The organism is Helicobacter mehlei, assembly GCF_007280785.1.
Lineage (GTDB): Bacteria > Campylobacterota > Campylobacteria > Campylobacterales > Helicobacteraceae > Helicobacter > Helicobacter mehlei.
Window position 1 is genome coordinate 82,027 of the sequence record NZ_VKGC01000002.1, and the last position, 16,585, is coordinate 98,611.

The following is a 16,585-nucleotide window of genomic DNA, read 5'->3' on the forward strand; positions in this document are numbered from 1 at the left end:
TTGCTATAATCCCCCTTATGCAAAACTTTAAGAAAATTCTACTCATTGGTTCAGGTCCCATTGTCATAGGGCAGGCGTGCGAGTTTGACTACTCTTCTAGCATTGCCCTTAAAACGCTTAAAAGCTTAGGCTATGAAGTGGTGCTTTTAAACTCCAACCCCATCACCATCAACACAGACAAAGCCCTAGCCTATAAAACTTATATTGAGCCCATTAACACGCAAAATGTACTCAAAATCGTCGAAATTGAGGGCATAGAGGCGATTTTACCCACAATGGGGGGGCAGACGGCGTTAAATATCATGGTGGAGTTGCACCAGCAGGGGCATTTTGAGGGGGCGCTAAAACATGTCAAACTCTTAGGCGCGAAGATTGAGAGCATTTTAAAGGCAGAAGATCGGCGCGCGTTTAAGGAGTGCATGCTAAACATCGGGCTAGATTTACCCAAGGGGGGGTATGCCTACAGCGAGGAGGAGGCCTTAAGTGTGGTTAAAGAAGTGGGCTTTCCTTGCATTATCCGCTCTAGTTTTACTTTGGGAGGGGAGGGGAGCAGCGTTGCCTTTAACATTGAGGAGTTTAGGGACTTAGCCAAATTCGCCCTAGAAGCCTCGCCCATTAGTGAGATTTTGATTGAAGAGAGTTTATTAGGCTGTAAAGAGTTTGAAATGGAGGTGGTGCGCGATTGCAAGGATAATTGCGTGATCGTGTGCTGTATTGAAAATGTCGATCCGATGGGCATCCACACAGGCGATAGCATCACCATTGCCCCCGCTCTCACCTTGACAGATAAAGAATACCAACGCATGCGCGATGCCAGCTTTGCCGTGCTTAGGGCGGTTGGGGTGGATACGGGGGGGGCGAATGTGCAATTTGCCATTAAAGATCGGCGTTTATTAGTCATTGAAATGAACCCTAGAGTTAGTCGTAGTTCTGCCCTTGCTAGCAAAGCCACGCTCTTTCCCATCGCCAAAGTTGCCACGCTTTTAGCTTTGGGGCACACTTTAGAAGAGATTCAAAATGACATCACCCAGAGCACGACTTGTTTTGAGCCCACACTAGATTACATCATCACCAAAATCCCGCATTTTGACTTTGAGAAATTCCCCCAAGTGGATAGCACTTTAGGCACTTCTATGAAAAGCATTGGGGAGGTGATGGGGATTGGGGGGAGCTTTAAAGAGAGTTTGATGAAAGCCCTAGAAAGTGATTATCTCTTAAAAAATCTGCACGCCTTTTTAGAAAGCCCCCTAGATTTGGCATTTTTGAAAAAAGAACTGCGCCGCCCCAATCCTAAACGCCTACTTTACGCCATGCACGCCTTCGCCCAAAACTTAAGCGTAGATGAGGTGCATGATTTATGCTATATCGATCCCTACTTTTTAAACGAGATAGCCGAAATCGTGCAAGCCTTGCTAGAGCTTAAAGATGCGGATAAAACTTTACTTAGCGACAAAAACGCCCTATTTAGGCTTAAGAGCATGGGCTTAAGCGATTCACTCATTGCCAGCTTTTTAAGCGTGAGCGAGTCAGAGGTGAGGGAGGCCAGAGATACCCTAGACTTGCACCCTAAAATGTATCAAGTGGATTTGAGCGCGAATGAATTTAAAAGCCCCACGCCCTACCTATACAGCACCTACGCCCCCGCCTTCCCTAGCCACAACAACCCCCCCAAATCCACCCGCCAAAAAGTGATTTTAATCGGCTCGAGTGCCAATAAAATCGGGGTGGGCATGGAGTTTGACTACGCCTTGACGCACACTAGCCTTGCGCTTAAAAAAATGGGACTAAGCCCTATCATCATCAACAACAACCCCGAGACGATCAGCACCGACCATGACACCAGCGACACACTCTACTTTGAGCCCATCACTTTAGAGCATGTCCTAGAGATTGTGGCAAGAGAGAGGGCGCATTTAATGGGCGTGGTGGTGGGCTTTGGGGGGCAAACGCCTCTGAAAATTGCCAAAGACTTAGAAGCCCTAAATATCCCCTTGCTAGGCACCGCCTTTAAAAACATTGAAATTGCCGAGGAGCGGGATTTATGCCATAGACTTTTAGACCGCCTAAACATTGCCTACCCCAAGGGCTTATGCGCCAACTCAAAGGAGCAAGCCCTAGAGTGTTTAGACCAGCTAGAGCTGCCCCTCATCTTACGCCCAAGTTTTGTGCTAGGGGGGGCAAAAATGCGGATTTTACGCACCAAAGAGGAGTGTTTAGACTACATAGAACACTACAGCTTTGAAACTAGCCTACTGATGGATAGCTTTTTAGAGGACGCGCTAGAGTTAGATGTGGATGCCATTTGCGACCAACAAAGTGTCTTTGTGTGCAGCGTGCTAGAGCATATTGAGCCGGCCGGGATTCACTCAGGCGATAGCACTTGCTTTATCCCCCCAAGCCTAAGCCCGCAGGTTTTAGAGGAGGTTTATAGCCAAACGCAAAAAATCGCTTTGGGCTTACAAGTATTGGGGCTCGTGAATATCCAATTTGCCTATAAGAATAACCAACTCTTTGTGCTAGAGATCAACCCCCGCTGTTCGCGCACCGTGCCCTTTGTGTCTAAGGCTTTGGGGTTAGACATTGCGGCGATGGCGATTGGGGTGATGGTGGGGCAGAAATTAGAGGAGATGAAGGGGCTAGAAAATAAAGGCGGGGGGTTATTTTTAGCCAAGCCTTTAAACTATGTCTTTGTCAAAGAGAGCGTCTTCCCCTTTAATAAACTCTATGGGGCGGATTTGGTGCTAGGGCCTGAGATGAAAAGCACGGGCGAGGTGGCGGGCGTGGGCTACACTTTAGCCGAAGCCTTTTATAAATCCCAGCTTGCGTGTAACAACCCGATCAAGCACAGCGGGCATGTCTTTGTGTCGCTCAAAGATGCCGACAAGCAAAGGGCGATGCCTTTAATGCGCGCCTTTGCCAGTTTGGGCTTTAAGCTTTACGCCACCACCGGCACGCATAAAGCCTTGCAGGCTGAGGGCTTAGAGAGCGTGCAGGTGCTGAAAATCTCTGAAGGGCGGCCTAATATCTCGGATTTTATGCTAAACCACGAGATCGACATGGCGATCAACACCAGCGACCGGGTGAGCGAGGACTCTAAGATCATCCGCATGCAAGTGCTCAAAAACAAAATCTCCTATTTCACCACGCTTAAAGCGGTCGAAAAGGTGCTTTTAAGCCTTCTTGAATATTCCAAATTCAAGCACAACCCCCCCGTGAGTTTGCAAGAATTGCAGAATACACAATCAAGCACGGCCAACTAAATAGATGGTGTTGTTTTAATTTAAAATAAGGGAGCAAGATGGCAAGAGTCGATGAAAATAATTCTTGGATAGAGTACTTTTCCATTGCTTTAGAGACTCATCGCAATCAAGATTACACCAAAGCTCTAAAATGTCTCCAAAAAGCGGCAGATATGAAAATTCCCGAGGCTTATTATAATTTAGGGGTTATGTATTGCAGTGATCAAGACACTATTCAAGACTATAATAAAGCCGTTGAATATTTCCAAAAGGCAGCGGATACTGGAAATGCTGGAGTCCGCACTATGGCATACAACAACTTGGGGGACTTGTATTTTAATGGTCAGGGTGTTGAACAGGATCACTCTAAAGCCTTGGAATACTTCCAAAGAGCGGTGGATGTGAAGGGGGCAAAGAATGCTTGGGCTCACATTAATTTAGGCTTTATGTATTACAATGGACTGGGGGCCTACAAGGACTACAAAAAAGCTTTAGAGCATTTCAAAAATGCGGCGGATATGGGTGATAGTAAAGGTTATAATAACTTGGGGTTTATGTGCTACTATGGTCAAGGCACTGTTAAAGACTACCAAAAAGCTTTGGAGTGCTATCACAAATCTGTAGATTTAGGGAATGTTGAAGCCTATAACCACTTAGGTTTTATCTACTATCAAGGAAAATGTGTTTCAAAAGACAATCAGCAAGCCTTTGCGTACTACCAAAAGGCGGCGGATATGGGGGATGCCAGTGCTTACAATAACCTAGGTTGCATGTATGAAGATGGCAGCGGAGTTGCTCGAGACTACCAAAAAGCTTTGGAGTGCTATCAAAAAGCTGCTGATCTAGGAATTGCACCTGCTTATAATAATTTGGGGCATATGTATCGTAATGGTAGAGGTGTTTCAAAAGACAATCAGCAAGCCTTTGCATACTACCAAAAGGCAGCGGATATGGGGGATGCCAGTGCTTACAATAACCTAGGTTGCATGTATGAAGATGGTAGTGGAGTTGTTAAAAATGTCCAAAAGGCCTTTGCGTATTTTCAAGAAGCCACAAAAGTTGGAGAACCCAATGCTTGCTACAACTTAGGGCGCATGTATAGAGATGGCATTGGCACACCCCAAGATGATGAAAAAGCTTTTGAATATTTTAAGAAAGCGGCGGATAGCGGAAATGCGCGTGCTCACAATGACTTAGGAGCTATGTATGCTCGTGGTTGTGGCACACCCCAAGATGATGAAAAAGCTTTTGAATATTTTAAGAAGGCTGTAGATATGGGAGTGATGGAAGCAAAATACAATTTAGACTTGTGTGCAAGAATAGACAAGACACCCCAAAAAGAGCTTAAGTGGTTTGTTTTTTCTGGGTCATACATGGAATCTATTGGTAGAATAGCTGAAATGGTGATCGCTGGAGGAATTGTGGAGTTGGGGAAGACATTATGTAAAATTTTTATGTAAGCTCTAAATAGACTTTAAGGTTAAGTTGGATTTAGCGGTTGATGAGTAGGCTGAAAGTAGGGATATATTAGCGATCTCATCGTGTCAGTCTTGAACTCGATGGGCTGTGTGGTAAGACCCATGAGTCTATTTCTCTTTTGAAAAACTTTAAATCTTTGTTGAGCAGGCTATCTTTTTAACACACTATAGGGCGTGCTAAAACGCAGGTGGAGGTTAGTAAAAAAGAGCAATGAGCTTTAAGGATTTTTGAAATTAACCACCTTTATACCTTTTAAGATATTCGATCACTTTTTTTAAGAATTTTGGATTGTCCTTAAATCTGCCTAGCCCCGTGTTACAACTATCGCATATCCACTCTCTGCCCTTGCCCGTTTGGTGGTCGTGATCTCTTACTAATTGCGCGCTAACCCCAACAATGCTCCTTTTGTCGCAAATCGGGCAGACAAAGACACTCCCTTTAGGTGGGGCTTTTGCGTCCATTTTGGCTTTTTCTGCAGGCAAGAGTTTCATGCCATCAATGTTTTTACGGCACTCTCTGCAACTTGGTCTTGTTGTTTTGTTACCTTTGGCATCTGTTAAACAACACTAAAGCACATTTTCCATTGAGTGCCCTAACCACCCCCACAGAGTTTTTTAAGACATGGCCTAAGGATTTTGTGGCGATCACAAAGCTATTATTTTGAATATTCACTAAAAATTCCCATATATCTATCCAAGCGTTTTTGAGCTATATCTATATATTCTTGGCTAATGTCAATGCCAATGAAATTTCTTTTATTTAAAAACGCCATCTTGCAAGTGGTACCACTCCCACACATGGGATCGAGCACAATATCCCCTTCATTGCTCCACGATAAGATATGATCTTGGGCGAGTTGTTCTGGGTAAGTGGCGGGGTGCTTGAAGGCTTCTTTGTCGTTGGTCGTGCCCCCTAAACCCACAGCGTAGAACCAAATGTTGGTGCGCGTTTTTTCCTTTTTTAATTCTCTGAGGACTTTGTAGTTCTTGCCATCGGCCTTTTTGTTCGCCACTAACATTTCCGCCCCATGCCTTGCAGTCGCCTCTTTAAGCGGGTTAAAGGTCTTGGGCTTGCCTTTAGAAAAAATAAACATATATTCATAGCTATTGGTATAGGCATTCGAGCGCATAAAAGGCGTGTTTTTTTTGGCATAGATCATCACGTCATGCACATTAAACCCGATTTCTTGGAAGTAAAGGGCGTGCTTAAAGCTGGTAAGGCTTCTGTTGCCATTTCTAATTTTATCGCCCACCACCCACACAGCCACGCCGCCTTTTTTCAGGACTCTAAAAATTTCATGGGCGATTTTTTCAAACTCGAATGAATAGCCATTGTAGTTACGCAAATCATCATAGGGCGGAGAAGTCAAAACCATATCCACACTATCACTAGGCACATGGCTTTGTAAAAACGCCACCGCATCACCAGCATACAGCCGATTGAAAAAATCACTACACATAATATTCCCTTACATCATCTAGGGCATCATACACGCACTAGGCATAGTTAGGATAAATACCCCTAAGCTAAGACAATGCCAACTTCAAGCACCTTTCTACTGCCTTTAGAGTGACTTGGCTTACCAGCCACGCCGTAAAGCCCCTAGCTTTAGCTATGGGGATATAAGGCTAGCACCAGCATGGCTGTGCTAATATTTGTGCAATCAAGGGGTAATACCCTTGGGGTTGGGGCATCAACCTTTGGAATAGGGAACGTAAGACTCCAAACGGAGCTGTCCTGCTTGAAGCCGCGATCTCCACTAAAGTTAGAATCCCCTAACTTTAGTTATGGGAGAGTATGTCAATTGATCTGTGTAATCAACTCCCTAAGCGTTGTTTGTTGATCCTGCAAGACAAATGTGATTGTGCCCCCGCTAAGGGTTTTAAAAAACTCTTTGGCATGGGCGATCTTTTGGGTTTCATCGGCCATCAAGTCCCGCTCTTGCTTGCCCTTCACCTCAACCACCAAAGATGAGCCCTCTTTTAAGACATAGGCAAAGTCAGGACTATAAGTCCCCCCACCGCTCAGCGGGATTTTTAAAGAATTTTTAGGGATTTTGCTAAAGACAAGCACCTCTTCAAAGCCATGTAAAATATTTTCTTTTTCCAGTGTTGAATCGTAATAGACCTCCTCAAAGAGATAGTTTTGCGCCGGGCTTAAAGTTTCTGTTTGCACGCCCAAGTTACCCGGATCGATTGCCTCCAGAACTTGGCCATGCATGTTTGTAAAAGCACTAGGGTGTGGGCTATGCTGGATTTTTTGATAGGTAATGTGAAAGCCCCCACCTCCTTTTAGGCCGTGATCTAAGAGGTATTTAGTCAAACCAGCCTTAATGAGGCGGATTGTGGTCGGATTTAAATATAAATTGATGTCTAACTCATCTTGCAGATCACTAAAAGCCTTATGCAAGGTCTCTACTTGGGCATGGGTTTCTAGGGCAAGTTGCATTAAAAACTCCCCATAGGGCATAGAATTTTGTAAGGGTGCTTGGTGGCTTAATTCCTCACTTTGGTAATGCGCCCCCGTGCTCTTTACATGTAAAATCTGTTTTTTTGTCCCCATTAAAGGGGCTTTAAAGTGGCTTTTATACGCCTTTAAAAAGTCCTTCAATAGCACACAAAAAGCCTCTTCATCACCCACATATTGCAAGATCGCCTTTTGGTTGAGTTGTTCCCAAAGCTGTTTAATTTGGGGATACTTGTCTTTACGGATATGCGCTAGCTTTGGTTTGTCCTTAGCGTGCTTGATTTTACCCGCCCTCAGTTTGTTAAAGACATCAGGATACATGGCCTTAAGTTTCTCAAATCCCCCTTCTTTAAATTCATTAGCCCGGTTGATGATTCCAGCCTCCTCTAGCGTTGTTAAAAGCTCTACTACACCCAAAGAGTAGCCCCCACAAACGCTCTCAATCATCTCCTCACTTAACTTTTTAGGATCGCCCAACATGCCCACACCAGAATTGATCTCAGAAGTCAGTTTGGCAACAAAGTCCTTTTCGCTAAAATCCACAAAGTAATTCAAATAAAAGGCTTCCTCTTTGATTCGCGCGCCGTATTCATTCACAGGTAGCCTCAAGCCCCGCCCCACTTCTTGCAATTTAGAAGTTTCGCTCCCACTCGCGCGCAATTTGCAAATCCCAAAGACATTAGGATTATCCCAGCCCTCTTTTAAGGTCCATTGTGAAAAGATAAAACGGCGTGGATTCTCTAAGTCTAATAATCTCTCTTTATCGTGTAAAATTTCTTGAATCTGTGCCTCGATCTTTTCATCACTGCTAAAATTATCCCTAGCAAAATACCCTCCATGGGTGCTCTCAATGTCTGCTAGGGATTTTTTGAGATAGCCTACATAAAAGTCATTGCGATCCTCTCTAGTTTCCTCATCGCTTAAAAGTTTTTCTAGTTTGTGCTTGACAAGCGCGTTAAAACTCTCTTTAAACCCCCCTTCCCGGTAGCCCGCAATGTCATCGATGAAAAACAAGAGTAAGGGCTTGATTTTATCCACACGGCTTAAAAGCTTGCGCTCTAACTTAAAGTGCTCCTCCAATGCTTGATCGATCATTTGCTCCCTTAAGCTCGTGTGGTAACGCGCTGGGTGGATGCTATCATGAATTTTGAGTTCCAAACCATTAGAGATTAACACGCTTTTTTTAGAGATTTTCTCTAGGGTTAAGTTTAAATCCGCATGGATTTTGCTCAAACTCTCCCCCACCCCCATGCTAAAGCTTTGATCGCCCTGTTTAAAGCGCGCTTCATAGCCATTAGCACCCACAAGTTGCACGGGAGCGGCGTGTTGCCCTAGCCCATGGGTAAAAACTTGCACGCCCTTAACTAAGTTTTGGTTAAAGGCTTCTAGTGCACTTAGGCGGTAGATTAAATTTTCTTCTCTCCCCTCAAAGGTCGCCCCAAAGCGAAACACCCAAGGGGCCTCAATTTTTTTAATGTTTTTAAAACTCTTTTGATCCTTTTTAAAGCGGTGGGGTTCATCAATGATGATGAGCGGACATACCGCCTTTAGTGCCTCAAAGGGGCGATCAAGGTGTTCAAATAAGCATTGATCATAGGCTTTATCTAAGCTAGGCGCATTCAGCATGCCCTGATTGATCATGAGAATGTCTATTTTGTTAGGGTTCAGAGGGGCTTTGACAAAATTAGCAATAGCTGGGGGGAAGATGTCCTTTTTGGGCGTGCTAGACACCACATGCACGCCTAGTTCTTGTTGGTAAAGATCTCTAAAATGTGTCCTTGTGGCCTCTGCTTTTAAGAATTTCACCGCCCCCGCCTTGATCGCCAGAGAGGGCACAATCACGATGAACTTAGATTGTTGTAAGTGTCGGTGCAATTCTAACATTAATTTGGTGTAGGTGTAAGTTTTGCCCGTGCCCGTCTCCATAGAAATGTCTAAGATATTGCTGTCTAGGTGGGTGTATTGGGTGTGATCGAGATTGTTTTGTTGGTGGATGGCCTCTAAATTCTTTTCAAAGAGCTTTGAATCAAAGACAAGCTTAGGATTTGCCCCCCCACGGCTTGGACATGTGCTAAAATCCTTAAACACCCTTAAAACAGATTCAACCGCCTTGACTTGGTGTTCCAAATTTTCGTAATTAAAGTCTAGCATTCATGTACCTGATGAGAGTTTTAACCTCTAAAGATTTTTGATTGCGCAAGTTCTTTAGATTTTCATAAAGGGCTCTTTGCATGCCACTTGTGAAGTTTTCTCCACACACCACCACCACACTGGGTTTAAAGTGGGGATCTAAATCTAGTTTTTCCAAAAGGGTGCTTAGGGCGTTGCTATCAAAGCCCGCATGGATCAAATACAATTTGTCTTGGCAATAGTGGCCTTGGTAGTTACCTAGCTGGATCATCTCAAAGTCTTGGCTTAAAAGCTTGCCATCATAGACTTTCCAAGTGTTTAAAATGCTTGTTGGGCTGTAGCTATGCAACTCTAAGGCTTGGCCATTGCATTTTTCTATGTCTTCTAGGCGTGGGCCTACTGGGTGCAAGCTAAAGACTTTAAAGTCTAAATCGCTAGAGTGATGGGGGTGTTCTAATTCTAGCTGGGCTTTGGCGCGCCTGAGGCGTTCTTGAGTGATCTCAAAGATATTAGGCGCGTTGCTATGCAATGTTTCTTTGCAAAAATCATAGGCACTTTTGTTTTTCTTAGGATCAATTGCCTCTTCTAGTTGGATTAAAATAAATTGCCGCTTGCCCCCATCGGCTAAGTTTTGTGCCATCACCGCATGCCCTGTTGTGCCAGAGCCTGCAAAGAAGTCTAGGACAATCTCGGGGTTCTCCCCCCCCCCCTGTGGTGGCGATTTGTAGGATTTTTTGGATTAAGGCGGTGGGTTTGGGGGTGTCAAAGATTTTTAAGCCAAAAAGGGCTTGGATTTCCTGCGTGGCGTGGTTATTCATCACTTCGGTTAAGAGATTTTTAAAGGGGGTCGCCCGCTTAATGGGATTGCCTTCATTATCAACATGCATGTAAATTTTGTAGCACACCTTCCATTGCCCGTTTTTGGACTTGCGAAAATCGATAAAGCCATTTTCTAAGCCCCACTTAAATTTTTCTTTTCCCCATTTCCACCGCCACCCATCGTTAAAGGCTTCGCTACGCCCATTTGGGTGAATGATTGAGCCATCTGGGCATGTAATCGGGTAATCTAAGCTTGCATGCCCCCCAAGTGTTCCCCTATCTAGGTTATCAAGGTAGTATTTGCCCCTTGTGCTTTCAAACTCATCGCTGTATCTGTAGCGGTTTTCATCGTGGGCTTGTGTGTTTTTGTTAAATTGCAAATCGTTTTGATTTTTGGCGTAACATAAAACATATTCTGTAATTGTGGCAATATTTGTAGCGTCTGCTGACCCTGTCTTTTTTTGCCACACCAAGTTAGCCACAAAGTTACTTTCCCCAAAAATCTCATCACAAAGTAATTTAAGCGGGGCTTGCTCGTTGTCATCAATGCTGATGAAAATCGCCCCATCCTCTCTTAGCAAATGGCGCGCAAGCACCAAACGCGGGAACATGAAGGTCAGCCATGCGGAGTGGGTGTTTGCCCCTTTAGCGATAAAGTCTAACACCCGCCTAGCTTCCCCTTCACTCATCCCCGCCTTTGCGCCCAAGTCTTGGGGGGTGAAGTTGCGCTTGTCTTGGTAGATGAAGGCATCGTTGCCCGTGTTGTAGGGCGGGTCAATGTAAATGAGTTTGATTTTTTCATAGTAGGCATGTTGTAAGTGCTTTAGGGCTTCTAAATTATCCCCCTTGATGAGCACATTTTGGCTAGGCGGGTTGCTCTCAATCTCTAGCACACTTAAAGGCCTCTCTTCAGCTAACATCCTCGCATATGCCTTGCCCAGCCATTGTAAGTTATAACTCTCACTAGAAAAACTCCCCTCCTTTTTTAACACCGCCTCCAATCTCTCTAAAACCAACTTGCCTTCTTGATCAAAACAAGCCGGGTATAATTTCTTTAAACCCTCTAGTTTAGAATCTTGTGCCCCCTGTGGGGCGTTATCAAAAATACATTCGCTCCGCATGCACCACCCTAGCCACAGATTGTAAGGGGTATTCTAATCGATTCGGCCTTTGCTAGGGCTTTATGCACGCAAATACCACGCAAACCCCCTAAAAGCATAAAGATCACTTGACATCTTTAATCACAAAGTAGGCGGTGGGGATGATAAAGAGGGTGAGCACCACGCTAGTGATCATCCCCCCTAGCATGGGGGCGGCAATGGCGTGCATGATCTCTGAGCCCACGCCATGGGAGTACATAATGGGGATGAGAGAGACCAAAATACTAAAAAAGGTCATCAATTTGGGGCGCACGCGTTGCACCGCCCCGTGCATGATCGCCTCTTTGAGTCTAGCGCGGGTGTGATCGCCCTGCTTTAAAAAGTGTTGGTAAGCGTCCTCTAAATAGATAATCATCACAATCGCCGTTTCTGAGGCGACACCCAGGAGGGCTAAAAAGCCCACCAATGCGGCGATGCTCAAATTAAGGCCTAAGAGTTTCATAAACACCAATCCGCCTAAAAAGGCAAAGGGCAGAGTGAGAAAACAAAGCAGAGAGTTAGTGGTGTTTTTGAGCGCAAAGACGATCAACAAAAAGATCACAAAAATACTCATCGGCACAATGTATTTTAAAGTGGCAAAGGCTTCATCTAAATACTGGCTCTCCCCTGAAAACTCATAATAATACCCGCTGGGGAGTTTAAAATTCTCTAGGGCTTTGAGCGCGGCTTGGCGGTAGGTCTCTGAACTCACCCCGTTTTTAGGCACAATGTAAATAAAATGCACATTCAAACCCTTTTCACTTTTGAGCACCGCCGGGGCGTTGGCATAATAGACATTTGCAAACTCCCTTAGAGGCATAAAACTAAAGGGCGTTTTGATATAGAGATTATCCAAACTCTCAATGTTATTGCGTTGGGTGTCTTGCAGGCGCACCGAAATGGGGTAACTCTCCACGCCATCAATGAGAGTAGAAACACTCGCCCCCCCCACACCATAGCTAATCATGTTCAAGACGGCTTCTTTGGTGATTCCATATTGGGCAAGCTTTTCGGGGCGTAAATCCACATTGAGATAGTAGCCATTATTGGATTTTTCGGCAAAGACAGACAACGACTCGGGCAGGGTTTTTAATTTTTGCTCCATTTGGATAGCTAAATCTTGCAGCAAAGTGGGATCTTTGCCATAAAGTTTGATGCCCAAGGGGGTTCGAATGCCCGTAAGTAACATGTCAATACGCCCCCTAATGGGATAGGTCCAAGAATTCACCAAACCCTTTAATTGTAAGGTATTTTCCAGTGTATCCCTTAGTTTCTTGTAGGTCATGCCCTCCCGCCACTCACTCTTAGGCTTTAACTCAATGTAGGTTTCCAGCATAGAGAGTGCCGCGCTGTCCGTGCTACTATTAGCCCGCCCGGCTTTGCCAAAAACTTGTTTGACCTCAGGGATGGCTTTAATGCGCTTGTTAGTCTCCTCTAGGTATTTTTTAGCCGTGTCAATGCCCACCGCATTGGTGGTTACGGGCATATACATCACGACGCCCTCGTTAATGGAGGGGATGAACTCCCAATTGAGTTTTTTATAAACCACATAAAGCCCGCCTAGCCCCAGCACGCTCACGATCAAAAAGACATACCTTAAACGCAACACAAATCTAAGGCACACCCCATAAATCTTAATGAAAAAGGCGTTGATGGGATTTTTACTCTCCTCAACAATTTTGCCCTTAATGAGCCAAAGCATTAAAATGGGCACAATGCTAATGGAGAGCAAAGCCCCCACCAACATTGCAAAGGTCTTGGTGTAAGCTAGGGGGGAGAATAGGCGTTTTTCCTGCCCACTCAAATCAAAAATGGGCAAAAAAGACACCACTATGATCATCAGCGCAAAGAAAATTGCGGGCCCTACTTGTTTGACGCCATCAATAATAGCATTTTGGCGCGCGCTTTCATTTTGCATATCGACATGGCTTAAATGCTTGTGCGCATTCTCCACCATCACGATCGCCGCATCCACCATCGCCCCAATGGCAATGGCAATCCCCCCCAAGCTCATAATGCTTGCCTCAATGTTGAAAAAATGCATCAGTAAAAAGCTCAAACACACACAAAGGGGCAAGGTGATGATGACAACCAAAGCACTTCTAAAGTGCAACAAAAAGATCGCAATGATGATGAGCACGATCACGCTCTCTTCTATGAGGGTGTGGATGAGATTATCCACCCCCTTTTGAATCAACTCGCTGCGATCATAGACGGGCACGATCTGCACCTCTTGATTGCCCTCTTGCAAATGCGCGATTTTTTCTTTAATGCGTTGCAAAATGGCATAGGTGTCGGCATGGTAGCGCACCATCACAATCCCACCCACAACTTCATCTGTGCCATTGAGGTTTGCCACTGAGCGGCGTGGCTTGGGGGTAAAATTAATGGTGGCGATGTCTTTAAGCTTAATGGGCGTTAAGTTGGGGGCTTTGAGCACAATTTGGCTCAAGTCCTCTAAACTTTTGGTATATCCTTGCGCATGGATGATCTTTTCAAACCCATTTTCTAAGATGATCCCCCCGCCTGTGTCCCTATTGGATTTTTTGATCGCATTGATCACATCCTCGATATTCAAATCGTATTTCACCAACGCATCGTTATTGATGGTAACCTCGTAATTGCGCTCAAACCCCCCCACACTAGCCACCTCGCTTACCCCATCCACGCCCAACAAGGCATAGCGGTAATAGAAGTCTTGCAGGGTCTTTAACTGGGCTAGACTCTTGGTCTTGCTTTTGAGCGCATATTGGTAAGCCCAGCCAATGGAGGTCGAATCGCTCCCCATTTCCACCTTAGCCTCTGGGGGCAACTTGACCCGCGCCATCTGCTCGCTCACCCGATCCCGGGCAAAATACAAATCCACGCCATCTTTAAAGATCACATAGATCAAACCCGTTTCATAGCTAGCAATCCCACGCACGGTCTCAATATCAGCAATCCCCATCAAATTAGAAACTAACGGATAAACCGCCTGTTCTTGCACCACTTGGGGGCTTTGGTTAGGATAGCTCACCTGCACGACCACCTGCGTGGGGGAGAGATCAGGCAGGGCATCTAGGCGGGTGTGCAACATCGCCCAAATGGAAATGAGAAAGAGCAAGAAAATCCCCATCACCACCACTAATTTATTTTTAAGGCTCAAAGAGATCAGCGCATTGATCACTATTCATCTCCATTATTGATCGCATCGGCATCTAAGATAAAGAGCGCGTTTTTAGCCACCTCATCGCCTTCTTTTAAGCCTTCTAAGATTTCATAACCCCCATCGCTTAGTCTCTTGGCTTTAATCTGTGTGATCTCAAAAGCCCCGTCCTCTTTTTTAAACACCACCGCATGCCCGTTTTTGATCAACACCGCCTCTTTAGGCAAAATGAGCATTTTTCGCTTGGGCTGGTAGATCGTAACTTTGGCAAACATGTTGGGGAAAAAAAGTTGATTGGGGTTTTTTAAGATGAAGCGGGTCTCAAGCATTTTATCTTGCGCGCCCACAAGGGGGTTGATGTTAGAGAACTCCAAATTAAACACCCCCGGCACGCCCTCAATCTTAATCTGTGCCTTAGATAAGTGGCGCACAAAGTCCAAATCTTCTTGATTGACTCGGGCGATCACATACAGCGTGCTGAGATCGACAATCTCATAAATCAACGCCCCGCTTTTGACAAAATCCCCCTCATTGATCTTTTTGGTAAAAATCACCCCGCTAAAGGGCGAGAGCATATCGATGTTATTTTTAATTTTCTTGGTTTGGATAATGTTTGCAATCTCAGTGCTGGAGACACCCAACAAGCGTAATTTATCCTGCATCGCCTTCACTTGGCTTGAAAAACGCAAAGAGGAGAGTAATTCGCTCTGCACGCTCACCAATTCGGGGGCATAAATACTAAAGAGTTTTTGCCCCGCCTTGATGGATTTATAAGTCTGGTTAGCATAGAGTTTTTCAATGTAGCCATTGAAACGGATATTATAAGAGTAGGTTTTTTGTTCGTCTGCTTGCAAAGTGGCATAATATTGCCTAAAGGGGGCATAGAGTTTTGAAAGCACCTTGACGCTATCGCTTTGTGCCTCTAGAATACACCATAGAGCCAAAAAGCCTAAAATTGCCCGCATCAATCCAATCCTTTTAAATTTTGTAAGTTTAAATATGCCACACTCAGCGCGCTTAAAGTATCGATCTTGGAAATTTGGATATTGATCGCGTCATTAAAAGCATTGTAATAGCCATTGTAATCAGGTGAGCTGGCTAGGTTGTTTTCATAAATATGCACAATGCGCGCACTAGAATCTAAAATCTGATCAATGCTGGCAAGATTCTTTTGGAGTTGGGCGATCTTTTTGAGGAGTTTTTGGGCACTGTGGCGGACTCTGTTGGTGGTGTCCTCAATGCCCTTAGAGGCGGCTAATTGTTCTTGTTTGCGTTGCTGGAGGGTGTTGTGTTGTTTGCCATAAATAGGTAAGGGGATCGCCACCCCAATGGTGAACATGTCAAAGATTTTGGAGCGGAAGAGGTAGTTAGCTGTTACATTGATGTCATCTAGGAAACTCTTTTTGGCCAACACGATATTTTTACGCGCCTGCCCCTCTTGCAGATGGGCAATCCTGATGTCCCGATTGCTATCCATGATCGCTTGGATTTCTACACTCGGGTTAAAATCTAGGGCTTTAGGGGCTAGACTTAACAAATCACCTTGATTAAAGCTCAACTCACTAATGTTGATCTTATTGTCCTCTAGGGCATCTTGTAATTCATTTTCTTTAATTTCTAGCTGGGATTTTAAAATCTCAATCTTGGCAATGGCGACCAAATCTGGGCTAGTGGAATGCTGGGCACGGTACAAGAGATTGTTTAAATTATTCAAAGCCTCTTTAAGCAGACTCAATTTACGGGTGTTTTTATAGACATTGATTCCATTAATCAAAATGTTAATCGCCATCTCTTGTTTGAGCTTTTTAAGCTCTAAAAGCTTTTTTTGGCGTTCTAGGTTAATGACTTGGGATTGGGTATGGCGTTTGCCATTGAGATCGAATTTTTGGCTCAAACCCACGCTGATGCTTTGCATAAAACTCGAATCGAGGATAAAAAAGTTATTGACATCGGCGTTGTTATAGCCCACATACAAGATCGGGTTATCCCAACGCGCGCTGGCTTTGGCTTGGGCTTGCAGGCTATCAATTTGGGCTTGCAAGCCCTCTAACTTGGGGTTTTTGTGTAAAAACTTGGTATAGACAACCTTTAGATCAAAAGACCCACTTTGGGCTAAAAGCCCCACACCCAAAGCACAGATCAAAAAAACTTGCTTGAAAAACATGCCA

The 16,585-nt window shown here is 44.7% G+C and carries 11 protein-coding genes; 2 read left to right on the forward strand and 9 right to left on the reverse strand.

What is annotated here, in order from left to right; translation table 11 throughout:
- Positions 1-8 precede the first annotated feature (8 nt).
- On the forward strand, positions 9-3,260 hold the full coding sequence (carB, locus tag FNE76_RS01360; RefSeq protein ID WP_407925303.1) for a carbamoyl-phosphate synthase large subunit: 3,252 nt from the start codon (positions 9-11) through the stop codon (positions 3,258-3,260).
- Positions 3,261-3,298: 38 nt separating this feature from the next.
- Complete coding sequence (locus FNE76_RS01365) at positions 3,299-4,699, forward strand: tetratricopeptide repeat protein (protein WP_143928347.1); 1,401 nt, start codon at positions 3,299-3,301, stop codon at positions 4,697-4,699.
- Between the two features lie 252 nt (positions 4,700-4,951).
- Here FNE76_RS01365 and FNE76_RS01370 read toward each other — a convergent pair whose 3' ends face one another.
- The 9 genes from FNE76_RS01370 to crdB form a co-directional block, all read right to left on the reverse strand.
- Positions 4,952-5,209 carry an endonuclease VII domain-containing protein gene (locus FNE76_RS01370; protein ID WP_235852345.1) on the reverse strand — a complete coding sequence of 86 codons (258 nt, stop codon included), beginning with the start codon at positions 5,207-5,209 and terminating at the stop codon, positions 4,952-4,954.
- Positions 5,210-5,258: 49 nt separating this feature from the next.
- Positions 5,259-5,390: a hypothetical protein gene (locus FNE76_RS08765; protein WP_162983050.1), complete on the reverse strand. Its 132-nt coding sequence runs from the start codon at positions 5,388-5,390 to the stop codon at positions 5,259-5,261.
- A complete protein-coding gene (locus FNE76_RS01375; RefSeq protein ID WP_143928348.1) occupies positions 5,374-6,177 on the reverse strand; it encodes a DNA-methyltransferase in 804 nt (267 codons plus the stop codon). Before FNE76_RS01375 ends, FNE76_RS08765 begins: the two co-directional genes overlap by 17 nt.
- A 341-nt stretch (positions 6,178-6,518) precedes the next feature.
- Positions 6,519-9,335, reverse strand: a complete 2,817-nt coding sequence (locus tag FNE76_RS01380; RefSeq protein WP_120947764.1) for a type III restriction-modification system endonuclease — start codon at positions 9,333-9,335, stop codon at positions 6,519-6,521.
- A complete protein-coding gene (locus FNE76_RS08395) occupies positions 9,322-9,954 on the reverse strand; it encodes a hypothetical protein (protein ID WP_162983055.1) in 633 nt (210 codons plus the stop codon). Before FNE76_RS08395 ends, FNE76_RS01380 begins: the two co-directional genes overlap by 14 nt.
- On the reverse strand, positions 9,887-11,254 hold the full coding sequence (locus FNE76_RS01390) for a site-specific DNA-methyltransferase (protein ID WP_120947760.1): 1,368 nt from the start codon (positions 11,252-11,254) through the stop codon (positions 9,887-9,889). Before FNE76_RS01390 ends, FNE76_RS08395 begins: the two co-directional genes overlap by 68 nt.
- 103 nt (positions 11,255-11,357) lie before the next feature.
- On the reverse strand, positions 11,358-14,438 hold the full coding sequence (locus tag FNE76_RS01395) for an efflux RND transporter permease subunit (RefSeq protein ID WP_120947758.1): 3,081 nt from the start codon (positions 14,436-14,438) through the stop codon (positions 11,358-11,360).
- Positions 14,438-15,382, reverse strand: a complete 945-nt coding sequence (locus tag FNE76_RS01400) for an efflux RND transporter periplasmic adaptor subunit (protein ID WP_120947756.1) — start codon at positions 15,380-15,382, stop codon at positions 14,438-14,440. Before FNE76_RS01400 ends, FNE76_RS01395 begins: the two co-directional genes overlap by 1 nt.
- Positions 15,382-16,581 (reverse strand): copper resistance outer membrane protein CrdB, encoded by a 1,200-nt coding sequence (gene crdB, locus FNE76_RS01405; protein WP_120947754.1) that lies wholly within the window; start codon positions 16,579-16,581, stop codon positions 15,382-15,384. The genes FNE76_RS01400 and crdB overlap by 1 nt, the downstream gene beginning before the upstream one ends.
- Between the last annotated feature and the right edge of the window lie 4 nt (positions 16,582-16,585).